We start from the raw sequence: 17110 nt of genomic DNA, 5'->3' as shown, positions 1-17110 counted from the left end.
GAAGCCTTAGTTGTAGTTAGGTAAGAACTTGTACTTGCGGCTGTACTCGAGCATCTGCTGGGCAAAGTCGGAAGGGTATTCCAGCTTCACGTCCACGATTTTGCCGCCCTGCTCCACGGGTACCAGCTTGGGCTGGATAAAGCCGGCGTAGGGCGCAATGTTGAGCTTGGCGTAGCGCTCCAGCACTTCCTTGTGCAGGGCCGGGTCTACTTTCACGCCGTAGGTTTCAATCAGGTTTTTGGCCGCCGCGTAGTCGCCCTCACTGGTCAGGCGCTGCAGCTCGCGCAGGAGCTGCCCAAACAGGCCCCGCAGCTTCTGGTAGTCGTTCACCTTGAAGTAGGTTTTGCCATTCTTGGTCACCTTCTCAATGACGTTGGCCTTTTTGCCCTTCTCGTAGGCCCATTTGGCCACCATCTGGCGGTTGCGCATGTGGGCTTCCTCCACGGTTTCGCCCAGGGGCAGGCGCACCAGCTGGCCCATCAGGCCGTTGCGGATGTAGTTGTCGTACTCGGCCTTGCCCACTTCCAGGCTCGGCACCACGCCCAGCTGCACCAGCTTGGGGTCCATCAGGTAGTAGAGGGCCACCAAATCGGCGCGGCCTTCCTCGATGGCCGAGGCGTAGCTTTTCAGGGTTTCCTTGGGCGTGCCCACGCCGGGGTTTATCTGCCCCGAAGCGTGGCCGATTACCTCGTGCATGTCGGTGTGGAGCTTGCCGGCCAGGCCGGCGTACTTGCGGGCCCGGGCTTTTTCCTCGTCACTGTAGGCAAACTCGTCGAGCGAGCCGCCGGCGTCGGCCAGGCTGTAGGCGTCCACGATGTTGCCCAGGTTTACCGACTTCGAGCCGTGCTCCTTGCGAATCCAGGTGGCGTTGGGCAGGTTGATGCCGATGGGCGTGGCCGGGGCCGCGTCGCCCGATTCCACCACGGTCGTAATGACCTTGGCCGTGATGCCCACCACGTTCTTTTTCTTGTGTTTGGGCAGAATCGGGGAGTTGTCCTCAAACCACTGGGCCTGGTCGCCGATAGCCTTGATACGCTTGGTAGCCTCCAAATCCTTGAACGACACCACCGACTCGTAGCTGGCGCGGTAGCCCAGCGGGTCGCCGTAGACCTCGATAAAGCCGTTCACGACGTCGGTGCGGCTCTTTGTGTCGCGCACCCAGGCCGTGTTGTAGTCGTCCCAGGTTTTCAAGTCACCGGTGGTGTAGTACTGCACCAGGCGCTGCAGGGCCAGCTTTTGCTCGGGCGTTTCGGCCACGTCCACGGCCTTGCCCAGCCAGTACACCACCTGGGTGAGGGCCTCGCCGTACATGCCGCCCACCTTCCAGGTGCGCTCCACAAGCTGCCCGTCGGCGCCCTTCATCAGCTTGGAGTTCAGGCCGTAGGAAATAGGGCGCGGGTCTTTCTTATCAATCTTCTTGGCGTAGAAATCCTCGGCTTCCTTCTGGGTTACGCCCTCGTAGAAGTTGTTGGCCGAAGTAGTCAGCAAATCCTGGCCGGCTTCCTGGTTGACGCGCTTGGCCGATACGTTGGGGTCGAAGATGATGGGCGTAATAGTGGCCAGAAACTGGTCCACGGTTTCGCCCTTTTCCAGGGGCAGGCTGCCGGGCTCCACGCTTTTCACCAGCTGGGCAAAGTAGGCCGGGCTGCACTCGGGCACAAACTTGCGGGTGGAGTAGTGGTGGTGCACGCCGTTGCTGAACCACACCCGCTTGGTGTAGATGTTGAGCTTGTTGGCCTCATCCACGCGCTGGGTGTTGGTGGTGCCCGCAATCTGCTGCTGGTTGGCGGGCCAGATGGCCTCCAGCGTGCGGCGCACCCGCAGGTTGTGCTTGAAATTCTGGTCGTAGGAAATTTCCCGGCCGCACAGGGCCGCTTCGTAGAGGTAGTAGAGCAGCTCTTTCTGCTGGGGCTCCAGGGTTTCAAAGCCGGGCACCTGGTAGCGCAGCACGCGCAGGTCGGCAAATTGCTCACTGACAACTTGGAAGCCGGCGGCGGGATTAGCCGCCAGCACTTCGGAGGGGGCTGCGCTGAGGGTGCCGGCGGGGGCCGGAGCTGGGCGCTGCTCGGAGCGGGTTTCGCCGGGAGCGGTGCCCGCAGCGGCCGTTGATGATGCTGTAGTAGCCGTAGTGCTGGCGCAGCCGCCGCCCAGCTGGGCAGCCAGCAGCAGCGCGGCTACCGAAATATAGGTACGCTTCATTAGTGGAATTGCGGTGGAAAGTTGTACAAATCAACGTCTTTTTTCACATAAGTGAGAAGTTGATTTGCGCTAAACGTCCGGGCGTGGGCCGCACCGAATGGCCTACACCGCGCCAGACGGCCTGCGGCGGCGCGTAAAAGCCCCGCGGCCCCGGTAGCCCGCGCAGGCTTCCGCCGCCGCTTGCTCCGCCCGGGCAGCTGCGCTTCGGTTAGCGGTGGGGCGCGTCGGGGCGGGAGGCGGCGGTGGCCCGAAGCGTATTAAGCCGGTCGAGCTTGCCCGAGGCCGTGGTCCGAAACTGGGGCACGTACACCAGCTCCCGGGGCCGCTCGTAGCGCTCCAGGCGCTCGGCCAGCAGGGTCATAAGCTGCTGGGCCTGAGCTTCGGGCAGCGGCGTGCCTTCCAGAAATGCCGTGACCTGCTCGCCGAGGCGGGCGTCGGGGCGGCCGGCCACGAAGGTGCGCCGATTGGGCAGGCTGAGCTCGGCCAGGGCCACTTCCAGCACCTTTTCCACCTTTTCGGCCTGCACCTTTACCCCGCCCGAGTTGATGACGAAGTCGGCCCGGCCCAGCCACTCGAAGGTGTGCTCATCAAGCAGGTTTACCCGGTCGTTGGTCGTAATCAGCCGGTCGTCGGTTACGTCGGCCCGCACGGTGAGGCAGCCGCGCGCGTCCTGGTCGATGTGAATACCGGGCAGGGCGCGGTAAGAGTGGGTGGCGTCGGGGCCGTTGAGGCGGCGCAGGGCAATGTGGGAGGCCGTTTCGGTCATGCCGTAGGTCAGGTACACCGGCACTTTTAGGGTTTGCAGGGCTTTTTCCAGGCTGCTTTCCACCGTGGCCCCACCCACCAGAATGGCCTTCATGCGGTTCAGGCGCGGCAGGTTGGCCGGGGTTAGCACCTCGCGCATCTGCAGGGGCACGAAGGAGGCAAAGTCGAACTCGGCCGTGGGCGGCACCAGGGCCAGCGGGTCGGCGTGGGGCTCCACAATGGTCAGGTGCAGATTTAGCTCCAGGCCGCGCACGAGCATCATCATGCCGCCCACAAACTCGCAGTTCAAGCACACCAGCATCCGGTCGCCGGGCCCCAGGTCGAAGTAGTCGCCGGTGCGGCGGGCCGAGGCCACCAGCTGCCGCCGCCGCATCGTCACCGACTGGGGCTTACCGGTGGAGCCCGAGGTGCGCAGCCCGAATTCCAGGGCCCCGTTCAGCCACTGCCGGCAGAAATCCAGCACCTTGGCCTCGTAGCCGTTCAGATCCACGGGGCTGTTGGCGGGGTATTGCTTGATGTCGGCGTAGCGGAACTCGCGGCCATTGAGCAGCAAAGAATCGGGGAGCAGGGGCGTAGTGGGCATAGAAAAAGTGGAAAAGTCGGCGGCAAAGATTCACGGAATACAACCAGAACTGCATACGAAGCTCCCGCCGGAAAGCTTCCCCGATGTGGCGTGGGTTGAAAATCAGGCATGTATCGTCGGGAACTGCGCCCGGACGGCTACTTGCTGCTGTAGTACGAGTCGTTGATGAAGGTAGCCTTCTTGGTCATGGCCTGCTGCCAGCCGTGGGGCAGAATGGTTAGCTCCCGCTGCTCGAGCAACGCCAGTTTTTGCCGCACGGCCGCCTGCAGCGGGGCCGGCAGGGTGTAAAAGGCCTTGTCGACCTGCAGGTTGCGCTGAATGTCCAGGTCGCCGGCCTGGTGGCGCAGGGCTATTTTCTGCCCCCGGTAATAGATAATGACTTTGATCCGGCCGTCATCGGCCCCCCGGGCCGCGGTGCCATACACCAGAATCGGGTCCAGTACCGCGTCGTGGTCGTAGTCCTGGAAGCTGGCGAACTTGGTCCAGAACCAGATGGACTGCTCCTCCTTCTCGGGTGCCAGAAAGTCGTTTAGCTCCCAGCTCTTGGTTAGCTGGCGGCCGTTCTGCCGCAGCGTCACGGCTTTGATCCGGCTGCTGATGGGCTCCTTTTTCTCGTCGAGCCGGTCCCGGCTTTCCAGCAGCACGCAGTAGCTGACTCCCGTTTTATCCGTGTTTTTGTACACCCGGAAAATGGGGTAAGCCAGGCTCAGCTCCTGTTTGGTGGCCTCGGGCAGCAGGGCCGCTACCTCGGTCGGGTTGAGAATAACGCTGGTCACGGGCGGGTTCTGGGCCTGGCCGGAGCCAGCGGGCCAAACGGTCAGCAGCAGTAGGGTGCGAAGGTTCATGCAAAAGAACTGAGGGAAAGGTGCCGCCCTTGCCGCGGCCGGGCGGGGAGCCGCAAGGTAAACCGGGGGTGGGCGCTTATGCTACCGGGTAGGGCTGCCAGGGAATGTCGCGCCACAGGCTCACGGGCGACTCCAGCAAGTAGCGGGCTACTTCGGCAATGTCGGCGTGGCTGTCGTTGTGCACGTCCCACAGCAGGCGGCCCGCCACGAAGCCGGCGGCAAAACTGTCCCAGGAGTCGTAGTCGCGCAAGGCCAGGCGGGTGCCCGCGTCGATGAACGGCCAGGCCTGCTCCCAGCTCAGGTAGCCGTAGTCGTAGCACCAGCGGGCCACGTTCACCAGCCGGGCGTAGTCCCAGGCCCCCACGTTGGTCACCGTGCGCGACTTCAGGAAGGGGTGGGCCGCAAACCGGTTGTACCACTGCAGCGACTCGTGCTTGAGCTGCTGCTGAAATTTGTGGCGGTGGCCTTCCCGGCGCAGGTTCTGCAGCACTTCCAGCGCATCCTCGGTGCCGTAAATGCCCCACCACTGGGCCGTGGCGGCCTTGCGCTCCTCCCGCTCAGCGGGCTTGAGCTGGGGCAGAAGCTTGATGGGGTTGTCGCCGTAGAAAAACAGAATGGCGCCGGTGGCCAACCCCCGGATTTCGGTGGGCGTGGGCTGGCGCGCGGGCTGGGTCAGGTCGAAGCCGTCCAGGTCCCGGGCCCCATACTGCCGCAGGTTCTGTTTTCTGACTTCAATGGCAATAATTTTCTTGTTACTCAAAAAGTTGGACACGGAGCGGAGCCATTCGCGCATACAGTAGGAGGGGCTAATCAGACGAATAAAAATGAGCGGACACAAGAATTACGGCCGCTAAATAGCCAAAACTCCCGCACTTGCCCGCCGCAGCAAGCCAGGACGGCCGCGCTGCCCCGCCCGCTTGGGCTTGACATTACCGCGGATAAAATCGTATCTTAGGTAAGCTTCACCAACTCGTCAAACGCCATGCAGCCCACCACCTCCCGCTCGTTTGCCTTGGTCCGGACCTTCGTGTTCCGCCGCTACCTCACCCTGCGCAACCACACCGCGCCCCTCTCGGACCGCGCCGCCGAGGCCGCCCGCAAAGCCCGCAAGCGCCTCAAGAAGCAGGCGAAGCACGAGCGGCTGCGTAACTTCTTCGGCTGGTGCGAAGGGTGTGCGGCGTACGCCTCGATATTCTAGCCTGGGGCGCTCCGAAAATGGCCCCTGCCCCTTTATTTCAGCGGCTGGCCGACCGGTAAGCCAGTCTTGGTGGCCATGCGCGGCTGCCTGTTCGGCATCCTAGCCACTGTAGTTAGTTCCCTCAAGTTTTCCTGCGGTATTACCCGCCGCCCGGCCATCATTTTGGCCGGCCCGCCGGCCCGCCCCGGTGGGGATTGAGCCCGGGTCAGGGGCTTCGGGAACGTTGATGGCCGTGACGTCAGCCGCATGCGTTGCGACGTAAGTAGATTCCCAAGCGGCATCCTCATAACCGGCAGTCCAACCATCGGCGTAGCTGGTATTGTATGCTTCGCCATACTCGAGTAAGGGCTGCGCCGCCACGCGGGCTTCCTCGGTAATGGTCGGTACATCAATATCGGTCCGGGCCTGCACTATGCTGTAATGGTCTTCCCGGTATGGAATGACGGCCGGGTCCGGTGCGACAATGGCCCCGAAATCCAGCTCCGAATTCTGGACTACCTGCCGGTAAAGCTCCTTGAATTTAGACGTGTAAAGCCGGCTGAATTCCTGCTCATAGGCCTGGCGCTCCGGCGTATCCTGAAGCTCGGCTACGGCGGCGCTGGGAATTTCACTCAGTAGCAGCTCCCGGTTACGTAGCACCGTTTCATTAGCCCGGTTGGTTTCCCAGTCGAGACGGTGGTGAATATTACCGGGCCGCCCAACTGTTGTACTCAACGCCCCGGCCGTAAAGGCGGGTTGTTTGTAATGGTGGGTAATGTTGATCGTGGGTACCCGCGCCAAATCAACCTTAATGCGGCCGTAGCCCGCGAAGCTGGCCCCGTGGTTGGAGGTAATCGGCTTAGGAGTTGAGGTGGCGGAAAGAAGCTTGCCCACACCCTTGCGGGTTTGCATAAACGCCAGCAGCCGCTGATCCATTGGCACGGCGCCCAGGGCAGTACCCGCATGGCTATTGAGCCACTCCAGATCTGTAACGCTCGTGCCGCTACGGGTGCGCTCTATGGGCCTGCCGGTTCTGTCGTCGAAATTATATCCTATCTGCCCCTGCGTTTCCCGGCCCGAGTTCATAGGGCGTAAGGGAGTATTGGCGCGGAAAGCGGCCCGTTCGGGGGGCGTGATGCCGCGCCAGGCATAGCGCCGCAGCTTTTCCCCGCCGACATCCACAAATTCGTTTGCACTGGGGCCGTTGAGGGTGTGGCGCTTGTAGACGGCCGCCACGCCGCCGGCCGCCGGAGTGCTGACGTGATAAGCCGCCGCCCCGCGCCGGATACGGGCCACTTCCTGCCCCTGGTAGGAAATGATATCATTATCTACTGTCAGGCCCCCGGCCAGCTTGTCGATCAGGCCTTCCGGGGTCATTTCGGCGGCGGCTAGCGCCGTGCTGTATTCAGTTTGCCGGGTTACGTCGGCCTGGTCGCCCCCGCTGAAGGTGAGCGCCGCCGCTTGCTTTGCCTCTTTGATTTCCCGTTTGTAATCGGCTTGAACTTGCTTTAACCGCACTAATCCTTCTGCAACGGTGACATTATCTGTAGCGCCGGTCACTTGCAAGCCAAATTTTTTGCCGCCCACACACTGCACCGGTAAGCCAGAAGCGGCGGCCGGAGCCGGGCGGGCACTCCCTACGGCTTCAAGCGTCCAGCCGGGTTCCTTGGCCAAAACAGCCGAAGCCGCAGTCGCCTCTGGTGCGGCCCGCATTAGTTGGCGGGGCAAGATCTGGCGCTGGACCGGTCCGGTCCGGGTGGCAGCAGCGGTTGGCCCGAGTGCCCGAGCGCCCATCACGTCGGCTTCTCTCTCCAGCCCAGCATCATCGTTCACTGCCACTTCGTTTGGGAGCTGCCTGGTGGGCTGCACGCGGCCCTGCTGTTGCTGGACCACGTGCCAGGCTTCGTGGGGCAGGTGCTGCTCCTGGCCGGGGGCGAGGTGAATGTCGGTGCCCTGGGCGTAGGCGTGGGCCTGCAGCTGGGCGGGCTGGCTGGAATTATAATGCACCCGCACCTCGTCCAGGGAGTGACCCGACAGGCTTTCCACCCCCGCCTTGAGCTCGTCGGGCAGGCCCGTGCGGTTGGCCTTCTGCGGCACCGGTGCTGCTCCCGTGTCGGCGTGCGCCTGGAGCTGGGCGGCCTGCTGCACCCGTGGGCTGTTATCGGCCAAGGTCTGCAGGCGGCGCTGAGCCACGGCTGCCGGGCGGTTGTCGGCCGCGGTAAGTGCGGCACTAGGAGCATTGGAAAGCGGAGTTGCGGCAGTGGAGCGGGGCGCGGGGGCGGTAACTTTAGCGGAGCGGCTGGCCATACGAATACGAGTAAGCAGATTACGATAAATCAGGTGGGCCACGTAGACTGGCCGATATTTCGTGAGTAAGCTAGAAAAAACTGCTGGCTCAGGCACTATTGCTAGCCGCTAAAGCGTGGCAGCGCGGCAACTCAAGCCAGTGGTTTCAGGGCCGCCCGGGTTGCACGTAGAGCAGCGTCGAGCGGTAGGGCTTCTGGGGCGTGTAGGTGTCGTTGATGACCAAATAGCCCTGCTGATAGGCCGCAATTCCTTCCCAATTGTAGCCCATGTACTCGGCCGGAAACTCGCCCAGGGGCTGCCAGGTGTAGGATTTGCCCCGGCGCCGCAGCACAATCAGGCGGGAGTAGCTGCGGTAAGTACCCGCGGGTTTTACCAAGGCGCTGTTCGGGTCGGCGTCGGCGGGGCGGTACACCTTGTCGTCTTCGCCGCGGAAAAAGTAATTCAGGGCCGTAAAGCGGTTTTTGCCCGTCGCCGTTACGTCCGTAATGCGGAAGGGTAGGGGCTGCACCGGCTGGGGTAGAAACAAACGGGCCGGGCCCTGGCGCGGGGTGCGGATGGGGTAGGCATAGCTGCCGGCGGGAAAGGAGTTGAATTCAAAAAAGGCGGTGAGGCCCCGTTTGCTCGGCGCCAGCGCCTCAAAGCCGGCATTGTAGATGTGGGCGCCGTCGGCGGCGGTAGGCTTGGGCACGGGAAGTAGAAAAGCCGGATTCATCTGTATCACCGAGTCGCGCAGCTGGCCTTGCAGCAGGTAGCAAGTGGACGAGGCCGTGGCCGTTTCCACCGACAAATACACCGTCGAGCCGGTTATTACCAGGGCTTCCAGGCCTTCGTACACTTGTCCGGCCGCCGCAATCCGGGCCTGGAGCTGCTCCAAACCCGCCAGGTGGTATTTGCGGTAGGGCAGCACGTAGGCCGTGTCGGTGAGCTTGCGTGCCAGGTCGGGCAGCGCAATGCTGTAAATTTTGCCCTCGGGCCGGTCCTGGTCCAGCAAACGGCTTTCCGACAGCAGAAACAGCTGATTGTGGCTGATATAAAGCCCCGAAAACTGGTTGTTGTGCGCGGCTAGCTCGGCGGGCAGGGTGAGGCGCTGTACTTGCAGAGGGGCGGGCTGCTGGGCCCGGCCGCTCGTTGCCAGCAGGGCCAGCAGCACTAAGGCGGCGCCGCGAGTCGGGAGGCCGCAAAAACGGGAAAAGGCAGAATTTGCCACGCGAGAAAAACGAAAAGGAGCCAAAAACTGGAGCCAAGATAGAGCCGACGGGCCCTACCTCGTGGTGGTAATACAGGTAGTAGCCGTGGTCAGGTCGTGGTTGGTACAGTGGATGGCGGCCAGCCCCAGGGCATCTTTGGCGGCGTAGGTTCCGAACTGCTGCCCGAGTAAGGCAACGAGGTCTGACAACTATTTACCGCTGGGCGCGGCGGGCAGCAACTGAAAGTAAGTGGCCCGGAACCGGTTGTCGACGATTTCGCCCTGCACCCGGGCCTGGCGAATGGCCTGGCAAAAGCCGTCCGCGGCGTGGGCGTCGCCGTGCGAGTCGATGGTCGTGCCGTCCACGAAATAAGCTTTGCCGTCCAGGCGAATGGCCAAATCACAGCTTTTGCCCGGCAGCCCCAGTCGGCATTGTCCGCACGCGGCGTCCACGACGCGTACTGCCTTGCTGGCGTCCGGCCCGGCGGGCGCGGCGGCTACCGGAGCGGCCTGCTGGGCGCGAGTCATTGAAACGGCCGAAAAGCTGAGCAGCAGCAGGATAAATAAGGATTTCATGGGGCCGGAAATTAGGACGTGAGGCGGCGGCAATATAGCGAGGGACCAGCCCCATGTGAAAAGAAAACGGCCAGCTCCTGCGAAAAGAGCTGACCGTTGCTAAAATAGCCGAACGAGCGACGGTCGGTTACGGAAACTTGGGGTACTTCGAGAAGTCGGGCGTGCGCTTCTCGATAAAGGCATTTTTGCCTTCCTTGGCTTCTTCCGACAGGTAGTAGAGCAGCGTGGCGTTGCCGGCCAGCTCCTGAATCCCGGCCTGCCCGTCGAGCTCGGCGTTGAACGAGGACTTGAGCATGCGCAGTGCCAGCGGGCTTTTCTCCAGAATCTTCTTGCACCAGGCCACCGTGGTAGCTTCCAGCTGCTCGAGCGGCACCACTTTGTTTACCAGGCCCATGTCCAGGGCTTCCTGCGCGTCGTACTGGTCGCAGAGAAACCAGATTTCGCGGGCTTTCTTCTGTCCCACCACCCGGGCCAGGTAAGAAGCGCCGAAGCCCCCGTCAAAGGAGCCGACTTTGGGGCCGGTCTGGCCGAAGCGGGCATTTTCAGCGGCAATGCTCAGGTCGCAGACGACGTGCAGCACGTGGCCGCCGCCAATAGCCCAGCCAGCCACCATGGCAATGACGGGCTTGGGAATCGAGCGGATCATCTTCTGCAGGTCCAGCACGTTGAGGCGGGGCACGGTGTCCTCGCCCACGTAGCCGCCGTGGCCCCGCACGCTCTGGTCGCCACCCGAGCAGAAGGCCTTGCCGCCCTCGCCAGTCAGGATGACCACGCCGATGTCGGTGCGGTTGCGGCAGATGTCCATGGCCTCAATCATTTCCTGCACCGTGAGCGGGGTGAAGGCATTATGGACCTGCGGACGGTTGATGCTGATTTTGGCGATGCCCTCGTGGAAGGTGAAGAGGATTTCGCGGAACTCCTTAATCGGGGTCCAGGTAATTTGTTCAGCCATAGTTGGTCAGATTTTTCTCCGGGGGCCACAGCGTTTACCTCAGCGGCCCTCGGCGGGAAATGTCGTTGTTACGAAATTAACCCGGGGAGGAAGCAGAGGTTTTCGCGGCGGCCGGCAGAGCTATTCAAGAGAAGGAAGTGCGGACTGCTTTGCGGTATTCTTCGAAGAAAGCGGCGTTGGTAGCGCTGTCGGTGGTGATTTCCAGCAGCGCCGCGCCGCTTACGGGTGCAAAGAAAGCGGATAGCGCCAACTTCAGCTCGGCAAAGGTGCTGGCCGTGAAATAACGCAGCCCAAAGTCGCGGCAGGTATTTTCGGCCGTCAGGGGCTGGTGGGTTTCGAAGAATTCCTCCAGCTCGGGCTGCTGCCGTGGCCCATCAATAAGGCGGAAAATGCCCCCGGCGTGGTTGTTAAACAGAATCACGCGCAGGTTGGGGGTGGGGTAATTCTGCCAGAAGGCGTTGCGGTCGTAGAAAAAGGCCACGTCGCCAGTCAGCAGCACCACGGGCCGGTCGGGCTGGGCCAGGGCCGCGCCCACCGCCGTGCTGGTGCAGCCGTCGATGCCGCTGGTGCCACGGTTGGCGAATACCTCCACGCGACGGTTTCCCGGCAAGCCCAGAATGTTGGCGTAGCGTACGGCCATGCTGTTGGCCAGGTGCAGAGCCGTGCCGTCGGTGAGGTGGCGCAGGGCGTGGTGAAAGGCCGTGAATTCGTTGAAGGGCTGGTCGGGCCGGGCCAGAAACTCGGCCAAAAACTCCTTAGCCCAGCTTTCGGCTTTGTACCAGGGCGTCAGGTAAGCGGCTTTGGCCGCCGCGTCTTTTTCCGTCAGGGCCCAGCCGCTGGTCGGCCAGGTCAGCCGCGGCGGGGGCACGCTAGGAGTCGAACCAGCAGCACGCTCAGGGCTTTTTATATTATCCGTGGTACCAATTCCTTTCGCCGCGGCCGTATCCTCGGCCGAGGTCAGACCACCAAACAGGGAATAGTCGGTGGCTACCAGCAGCTCAAAAAACGAGGTTGGCTCCAGGCGGATAATGCGGGTCAGAGACTTGAACGTGTCGGCCACGGGACCGGCTTCCTGCACGTGCCAGTGCTGGGTGGGCTGGGAGTCGCGCAGGTAGAGCTTCAGGGCCTTGGAAATTAAGGACTGGCCGAAAGTAATGAGCAGATCGGGCCGCAGAGCTTCCTTCAGACCCCGCTCGGGCACGGCCATAAACACGTCCTGCTTGCTCAGGGGGGCCGTGCGCAGGTCGTAGTTGGCCCCCACGGGCTGGTGTAGGTTGGCAATAACGTCGCCCACGACCGGAATCTGGTAGGCGGCCGTAAATTGACGCAGGGCCAGCAGCAGGGCGTCGGTGTGGTGGTGCTGCCCGGCCACGACCAGCACCCGGGGCGTTTGGCGCAGGGCGTGGCGCAGGGCTACCAGTTCGGGCCCCAACAGCATAGGCTGGCTGCCCGTTTCCTGAATCACGCGCACTGTTTCAAAAACCAGCTCCTCGCCGGCTTTGGGGTAAAAAGGCTCCCGCAGTGGCACGTTTACCTGCACGGGCCCGGCCGGAAACTGCTGGGCCAGGTTAATGGCTTCGGATACAATCCGGGCCGAGTGCCATTTGGCGTCGGGATGCGAGGTGTCGGCCGGAAACGTGAACGTGCCCTTGGCGTGGGCCCCGTAGAGGTCGGTTTGCCGGATGGTCTGGCCGTCGAGCTGGTCTATCCACTCCGGGGGCCGGTCGGCGGTAAATACCACCAGCGGAATCTGCTGAAAATAAGCTTCGGCCACGGCCGGGGCATAGTTGAGGCCCGCCGTGCCCGAGGTGCACACCAGGGCCACGGCCCGCCGCTGACTCTGGGCCAGGCCCAGCCCGATAAAGGCCGCGGCCCGCTCGTCGGGCACGGTGCGCACCTGGATGCGGGGGTGGCGGGCAAAGGAAATCGTCAGGGGGGCGCACCGGGAGCCCGGCGACAACACCACGTCGGTAATGCCCATCTGCGCGCAGATTTCCGCAATATTATAAACAGCCTGCATCGGGGAAGTTGTGAATGAGTGAAGTTGTGAAATAGGTAAGGAGAAGCAGTTGTTCTGCGCATATTGGCGCCAATGGAACGACGACTCACTCATTCACCACGTCACTCATTCACCGTAAGATGGCGCCAATCGTGCTTAGTTTCATTTCCGTTTCCTGCCACTCGCGCTCGGGGTCGGAGTCGACGGTGAGGCCGGTGCCCGCGTACAGAACGGCTTCGTGGGGGCGAAGTTGCAGGCAGCGCAAGTTCACGAATAAGCGCGAAACGCCAGCCTGGGGTAGGTTCACGGGGCCCAGAAAACCGCTGTAGTAGGCCCGGTCGTAGCCTTCGTGCTGCTGCAGAAAGTGCAGGGCCGCCTGTTTGGGCATGCCGCCCACGGCCGAGGTGGGGTGGAGCAGGCGCAGCATGTCAGTGCCCAGGGTGGGGAAGGGTACCTGGTGCAGGTTCACGGCAAAGTCGGTGCGCAGGTGCAGCAGTTGGCCCGCCACCACCGTGCGGGGGCCCGTTTCCTCGTATTCGCGCAGGCGCAGCTGCTTAAAACAGCTCACGATGTAGCGCGCCACCAGGGCCTGCTCCTCGATTTCCTTTTGCCGCCAGATGGCATGGTGGGGCAGGGCCCCCGGGGCCAACGCCTGGGTGCCGGCCAGGGCCATAGTCCGGAACACGCCCTGCTCATCTACTTCCACCAGCACTTCCGGGGTGGCGCCCAGCCAGGTGCCCGCGCCCGGCGCACTCACCACCGATACAAAGGCCCGCGGGTAGCGGGAGCACAGCTCGCCAAAGGCCCGCAGCGCGTCGAAACCTGCCGGCAGAGGCCGCCGTGCCGCCCGCGACGACACCACTTTCACCACCTGCCCGCTTTTAATGGCGTCCACGCCGGTTTCGACCAGCTCGTAATATTCCTGCTGGCTGGCCGTGTGCGGCACCGGCTGGGTGCTCTGGTGCCAGGGCAGAGGGGTCAGGTCGTCGGTGTGCTCGGTGGCCAGAAACGCCAGCAGCTGGCTGGCTCCGCTGTCGGCGGGGTCGAGGTGGAGCTGGTCGGGAGCTTCGGCGTGCCAGTACACGTGGGCCGGCAGAAACAGGGCCGGGTTGTGGTCCGAGTCGCGGAAGGGGAAGAAGGCGAAGCCCGCCGGGGCCTCGGCCGTCAGAGCCGGGGGCAAACCCGTCAGGGCCGCGTCGGCCGAGAGGCTCAAACACAGCTGCACGTGCTCGGTGCCGGGCAGCCGCCAGGCCGCTACCGGCAACTGCTGGCGCAACGCAAAGGTGAGCAGCTGCCGCAGCTGCTCCGGCGGGGCGGGCACCGGGCCCGGCCAGGCTGCCACCTGCGGCTGCGCCCGACTCATGCTTTGGGCTCGGCGCTGGCCGGCAAGTCAATTACGGCCATCGTGATGCGGCTGATGCAGACCAGCACGCCGGTTTCCTCGTGGGTAATGCGGATTTCCCAGACCTGGGTGCTGCGGCCCACGTGCAGAGCCGTGGCCCGGCCTACCACCCAACCCGAGTGCACGCCCTTAATATGATTCGCGTTGATTTCCAGCCCTACGCAGGCTTTTTTGCGTACATCCACCTGCAGGGCGGCCCCAATGCTGCCCAGCGTTTCGGCCAGGGCTACCGAGGCCCCGCCGTGCAGCAGGCCCATGGGCTGGTGCGTGCGGCGGTCGACAGGCATGCGGCCCACCAGCAGCTGGTCGCCGACTTCAGTTATTTCAATACCAAGGTGTTCGCCCAGCGTATTGCGGCACCAAGCGTTGAGCTGGGCCAGGTCGGCGGTAGGATGTGCCATGCGGTAAGTGCGGAATTAAACGGATTCAGGGCCCAAAAGCAGTACTTTCGGGGCCAAACAACAAAGCTAGCGGGAAAGTGAGCGTCAAAAAAATATACCTCATCCGACACGGGCAGACCGACTTCAACGTGGCCGGCATCGTGCAGGGCTCGGGCGTCGATTCGGACCTGAACGCGGCCGGCCACCGGCAGGCGGCCCACTTCTTCGCAGCCTATCAGCACCTGCCCTTCGATAAGGTGTATACCTCTACCCTGAAGCGTACTCACCAGTCGGTGCAGGGCTTTCTGGACCTGGGTTTGCCCCACGAAGAACACGCGGGCCTGAACGAGATTAGCTGGGGCGTGCGCGAAGGCATGCGCATCACGCCCGAGGAAGACGAGGAATACAACGGCGTGCTGCAGCAGTGGAAGCGGGGCGAAACCCACGCCCGCCTGCTCGGCGGCGAGAGTCCGGACGAGGTAGCGGCCCGGCAGCGGCCCTTTATTGAGCTGCTGCGCAGCCGGCCCGAGGAGGAAACCGTACTGGTGTGCATGCACGGCCGGGCCATGCGGGTGCTGCTCTGCCAGCTGCTCCACTACCCGCTCAGTGCCATGGACAGCTTCGAGCACCGCAACCTGTGCCTTTACAAGCTGCACTACACGGGCAGCCTGTTTTCGGTGAGCAGCTTTCTGGATGTGACCCACCTGCAGAACTGCCTCAGCTAGGAGGCCGCCGGGCGGAAGTCGTTGGGTTAAAAGCTCCTAAAGCGCGACGGGCCCGCCTGACCGGCAAATAGCAATATGCCAATACTGCGGTTGGCTGCTAAGAGGGCGAAAATTCGCTGTTGGGCCTCAGCAGCCGAACCCTACGTTATTGTTTGCACCCGAAGATTTTCGGGCTAATTTTGACCCTACACAACACACTCGAAGACGCAGATGGCCGAAATCATAAAAATGCCCAAAATGAGCGACACCATGACCGAAGGGGTCATTGCGGCGTGGCTCAAAAAGGTGGGTGATAAAGTCAAATCCGGGGATATCCTGGCCGAAGTAGAAACCGACAAGGCCACGATGGAGCTGGAAAACTACGAAGACGGCACCCTGCTCTACATTGGTCCCAAAGAAACCGAGTCCGTGCCCGTCGATGGCGTGTTGGCCATTGTCGGCAAGGAAGGTGAAGATATTTCCGGCCTGCTGAGCCAGATTCAGGGTGGCAGCGCCCCGGCGGCCGCTCCGGCCCCCGCCGCAGAGCCTGCTCCCGCTCCAGTGGCGGCTCCGGCTCCTGCGCCCGCTGCGGCACCCGCGCCGGCCCCGGTAGCGGCTGCTCCGGCTGCCTCGGCCCCGGCCGGCAACGGTAAAAAAGCCACCGTCATCCGGATGCCCAAGATGAGCGACACGATGACGGAAGGCACCATTGCCTCCTGGCAGAAAAAAGTTGGCGACAAAGTGAAGTCCGGCGACGTGCTGGCCGAAGTCGAAACCGATAAGGCGACGATGGAGCTGGAAAACTACGACGATGGTACGCTGCTCTACATTGGTCCCAAAGAAGGCGAAGCCGTAGCCGTGGATGGCATCCTGGCCATCATTGGCGAGGAAGGCGCCGACATTCAGAGCCTGCTCGGCGGGCAGTCGGGTGGCGCGGCCGCTCCGGCTCCGGCTGCCGCTGAGGCTGCTCCCGCTGCTGCTCCAGTGGCTTCGGTCCCGGCGGCGGCGCCGGTGGCTGCCGCTGCTGCACCCCAGGCCGCTACTACCACCGGTGGCCGCCTGTTTGCCTCCCCGCTGGCCAAGAGCATTGCCCGCGAGAAAGGCATCGACCTGAACACCATCAAAGGCTCGGGCGAAAACGGCCGTATCGTGTCGCGCGACCTGGAAAGCGCCCAGCCCGGCACCGCCCCGGCTGCTCAGCCCGCCGCTGCTCCGGCTGCCGCGCCCCAGGCTGCTCCGGCTCCCGCGGCCGCTGCTCCGCAAGCTACTGCGCCAGCCGCCCAACAACCAACAACTAACAATCAACAACCAGCCGACGGCACCTACGTCGACACGCCCGTGTCGCAGATGCGCAAGGTTATTGCCCGCCGCCTTTCGGAAAGCCTGTTTACGGCCCCGCATTTCTATCTGACGATGGAAATCCTGATGGACCGGGCCATGGAGGTGCGCACCCAGCTCAATACCCTGTCGCCGGTGAAGCTCAGCTTCAACGACCTGGTTATCAAAGCTGCCGCCGTAGCCCTGAAGCAGCACCCGGCCGTCAACTCCTCCTGGCTCGGCGACAAAATCCGCCAGAACAAGGTGGTCAACATTGGCGTGGCCGTGGCCGTGGACGAAGGCCTGCTGGTGCCCGTGGTGCGCAACGCCGACGGCAAAGGCCTGGCTACTATTGCCACTGAGGTGAAAGAGCTGGCCGGCAAAGCCAAGAGCAAGAAGCTACAGCCCGCCGAGTGGGAGGGCAGCACCTTCACCATCTCCAACCTGGGCATGTTCGGCATCGAGGAATTCACGGCCATCATCAACCCCCCGGATGCCTGCATCCTGGCCGTGGGCGGCATCAAGCAGACGGCCGTGGTAAAAGACGGGGCTCTGGCCATCGGCAACGTGATGAAAGTAACCCTGTCGTGCGACCACCGCGTGGTGGACGGCGCGACGGGCGCGGCTTTCCTGCAGACGCTGAAGGCTCTGTTGGAAGATCCTATGAAAATGCTGATCTGATAACGGGAAGCTTGCTTTCTTACCAATCCCCAAAAAA

Annotated in this window: 15 protein-coding genes; 3 read left to right on the top strand and 12 right to left on the bottom strand. The window is 63.0% G+C overall.

The genetic code is table 11. From position 1 onward, the window contains the following. Nucleotides 1–6: 6 nt before the first annotated feature. From CLV45_RS13255 to CLV45_RS13240, 4 genes are all read right to left on the bottom strand, one after another. A complete protein-coding gene (locus CLV45_RS13255; protein WP_100336826.1) occupies nucleotides 7–2199 on the bottom strand; it encodes a dipeptidyl-peptidase 3 family protein in 2193 nt (730 codons plus the stop codon). Between the two features lie 208 nt (nucleotides 2200–2407). After that, nucleotides 2408–3547: an AMP-binding protein gene (locus CLV45_RS13250; RefSeq protein WP_100336825.1), complete on the bottom strand. Its 1140-nt coding sequence runs from the start codon at nucleotides 3545–3547 to the stop codon at nucleotides 2408–2410. 137 nt (nucleotides 3548–3684) lie between these two features. Continuing rightward, on the bottom strand, nucleotides 3685–4392 hold the full coding sequence (locus CLV45_RS13245; RefSeq protein ID WP_100336824.1) for a M949_RS01915 family surface polysaccharide biosynthesis protein: 708 nt from the start codon (nucleotides 4390–4392) through the stop codon (nucleotides 3685–3687). A 76-nt stretch (nucleotides 4393–4468) separates the two neighbouring features. Further along, nucleotides 4469–5185, bottom strand: a complete 717-nt coding sequence (locus CLV45_RS13240) for a DUF1266 domain-containing protein (protein ID WP_100336823.1) — start codon at nucleotides 5183–5185, stop codon at nucleotides 4469–4471. A gap of 189 nt (nucleotides 5186–5374) precedes the next feature. Between CLV45_RS13240 and CLV45_RS13235 the strand changes: the two genes are divergently transcribed. Then, entirely contained in the window at nucleotides 5375–5590 is a 216-nt protein-coding gene (locus CLV45_RS13235) for a hypothetical protein (protein WP_100336822.1), read from the top strand. Between the two features lie 99 nt (nucleotides 5591–5689). Here CLV45_RS13235 and CLV45_RS13230 read toward each other — a convergent pair whose 3' ends face one another. The 8 genes from CLV45_RS13230 to CLV45_RS13200 all read right to left on the bottom strand — a co-directional run bounded on the left by CLV45_RS13230 (nucleotide 5690) and on the right by CLV45_RS13200 (nucleotide 14392). Beyond that, nucleotides 5690–7876, bottom strand: a complete 2187-nt coding sequence (locus tag CLV45_RS13230) for an eCIS core domain-containing protein (protein WP_100336821.1) — start codon at nucleotides 7874–7876, stop codon at nucleotides 5690–5692. A 145-nt stretch (nucleotides 7877–8021) separates the two neighbouring features. Continuing rightward, a complete protein-coding gene (locus CLV45_RS13225; protein WP_157807471.1) occupies nucleotides 8022–9083 on the bottom strand; it encodes an SdiA-regulated/phytase-like domain-containing protein in 1062 nt (353 codons plus the stop codon). A 54-nt stretch (nucleotides 9084–9137) separates the two neighbouring features. Continuing rightward, nucleotides 9138–9272: a hypothetical protein gene (locus CLV45_RS25470; protein WP_262496875.1), complete on the bottom strand. Its 135-nt coding sequence runs from the start codon at nucleotides 9270–9272 to the stop codon at nucleotides 9138–9140. Then, entirely contained in the window at nucleotides 9273–9638 is a 366-nt protein-coding gene (locus CLV45_RS13220; RefSeq protein ID WP_100336819.1) for a DUF6370 family protein, read from the bottom strand. 127 nt (nucleotides 9639–9765) lie between these two features. Continuing rightward, nucleotides 9766–10590, bottom strand: a complete 825-nt coding sequence (gene menB / locus CLV45_RS13215) for a 1,4-dihydroxy-2-naphthoyl-CoA synthase (RefSeq protein ID WP_100336818.1) — start codon at nucleotides 10588–10590, stop codon at nucleotides 9766–9768. A gap of 124 nt (nucleotides 10591–10714) precedes the next feature. Next, nucleotides 10715–12610 (bottom strand): 2-succinyl-5-enolpyruvyl-6-hydroxy-3-cyclohexene-1-carboxylic-acid synthase, encoded by a 1896-nt coding sequence (gene menD / locus CLV45_RS13210; RefSeq protein ID WP_100336817.1) that lies wholly within the window; start codon nucleotides 12608–12610, stop codon nucleotides 10715–10717. A gap of 109 nt (nucleotides 12611–12719) precedes the next feature. Then, entirely contained in the window at nucleotides 12720–13952 is a 1233-nt protein-coding gene (locus tag CLV45_RS13205; RefSeq protein WP_100336816.1) for a chorismate-binding protein, read from the bottom strand. Beyond that, complete coding sequence (locus tag CLV45_RS13200; protein WP_100336815.1) at nucleotides 13949–14392, bottom strand: hotdog fold thioesterase; 444 nt, start codon at nucleotides 14390–14392, stop codon at nucleotides 13949–13951. Before CLV45_RS13200 ends, CLV45_RS13205 begins: the two co-directional genes overlap by 4 nt. A 77-nt stretch (nucleotides 14393–14469) precedes the next feature. Between CLV45_RS13200 and CLV45_RS13195 the strand changes: the two genes are divergently transcribed. Together CLV45_RS13195 and CLV45_RS13190 are read left to right on the top strand one after the other, a co-directional pair. Further along, nucleotides 14470–15096 (top strand): histidine phosphatase family protein, encoded by a 627-nt coding sequence (locus tag CLV45_RS13195; protein WP_100336814.1) that lies wholly within the window; start codon nucleotides 14470–14472, stop codon nucleotides 15094–15096. A 210-nt stretch (nucleotides 15097–15306) separates the two neighbouring features. Beyond that, nucleotides 15307–17073, top strand: coding sequence for a pyruvate dehydrogenase complex dihydrolipoamide acetyltransferase (locus CLV45_RS13190; protein WP_100336813.1), 1767 nt, complete (start codon nucleotides 15307–15309; stop codon nucleotides 17071–17073). Nucleotides 17074–17110 lie beyond the last annotated feature (37 nt).

The organism is Hymenobacter chitinivorans DSM 11115 (assembly GCF_002797555.1).
GTDB lineage: Bacteria > Bacteroidota > Bacteroidia > Cytophagales > Hymenobacteraceae > Hymenobacter > Hymenobacter chitinivorans.
Note: the sequence above shows the minus strand (reverse complement) of the source record. Positions and strands in the feature narration are given on the sequence as shown.

Bases quoted from the DNA above. Each gene is read 5' to 3' on its own strand.
- CLV45_RS13255 (WP_100336826.1), bottom strand. From the start codon at position 2,199: ATGAAGCGTACCTATATTTCGGTAGCCGCGCTGCTGCTGGCTGCCCAG.
- CLV45_RS13250 (WP_100336825.1), bottom strand. From the start codon at position 3,547: ATGCCCACTACGCCCCTGCTCCCCGATTCTTTGCTGCTCAATGGCCGC.
- CLV45_RS13245 (WP_100336824.1), bottom strand. From the start codon at position 4,392: ATGAACCTTCGCACCCTACTGCTGCTGACCGTTTGGCCCGCTGGCTCC.
- CLV45_RS13240 (WP_100336823.1), bottom strand. From the start codon at position 5,185: ATGCGCGAATGGCTCCGCTCCGTGTCCAACTTTTTGAGTAACAAGAAA.
- CLV45_RS13235 (WP_100336822.1), top strand. From the start codon at position 5,375: ATGCAGCCCACCACCTCCCGCTCGTTTGCCTTGGTCCGGACCTTCGTG.
- CLV45_RS13230 (WP_100336821.1), bottom strand. From the start codon at position 7,876: ATGGCCAGCCGCTCCGCTAAAGTTACCGCCCCCGCGCCCCGCTCCACT.
- CLV45_RS13220 (WP_100336819.1), bottom strand. From the start codon at position 9,638: ATGAAATCCTTATTTATCCTGCTGCTGCTCAGCTTTTCGGCCGTTTCA.
- menB (WP_100336818.1), bottom strand. From the start codon at position 10,590: ATGGCTGAACAAATTACCTGGACCCCGATTAAGGAGTTCCGCGAAATC.
- menD (WP_100336817.1), bottom strand. From the start codon at position 12,610: ATGCAGGCTGTTTATAATATTGCGGAAATCTGCGCGCAGATGGGCATT.
- CLV45_RS13205 (WP_100336816.1), bottom strand. From the start codon at position 13,952: ATGAGTCGGGCGCAGCCGCAGGTGGCAGCCTGGCCGGGCCCGGTGCCC.
- CLV45_RS13200 (WP_100336815.1), bottom strand. From the start codon at position 14,392: ATGGCACATCCTACCGCCGACCTGGCCCAGCTCAACGCTTGGTGCCGC.
- CLV45_RS13190 (WP_100336813.1), top strand. From the start codon at position 15,307: ATGGCCGAAATCATAAAAATGCCCAAAATGAGCGACACCATGACCGAA.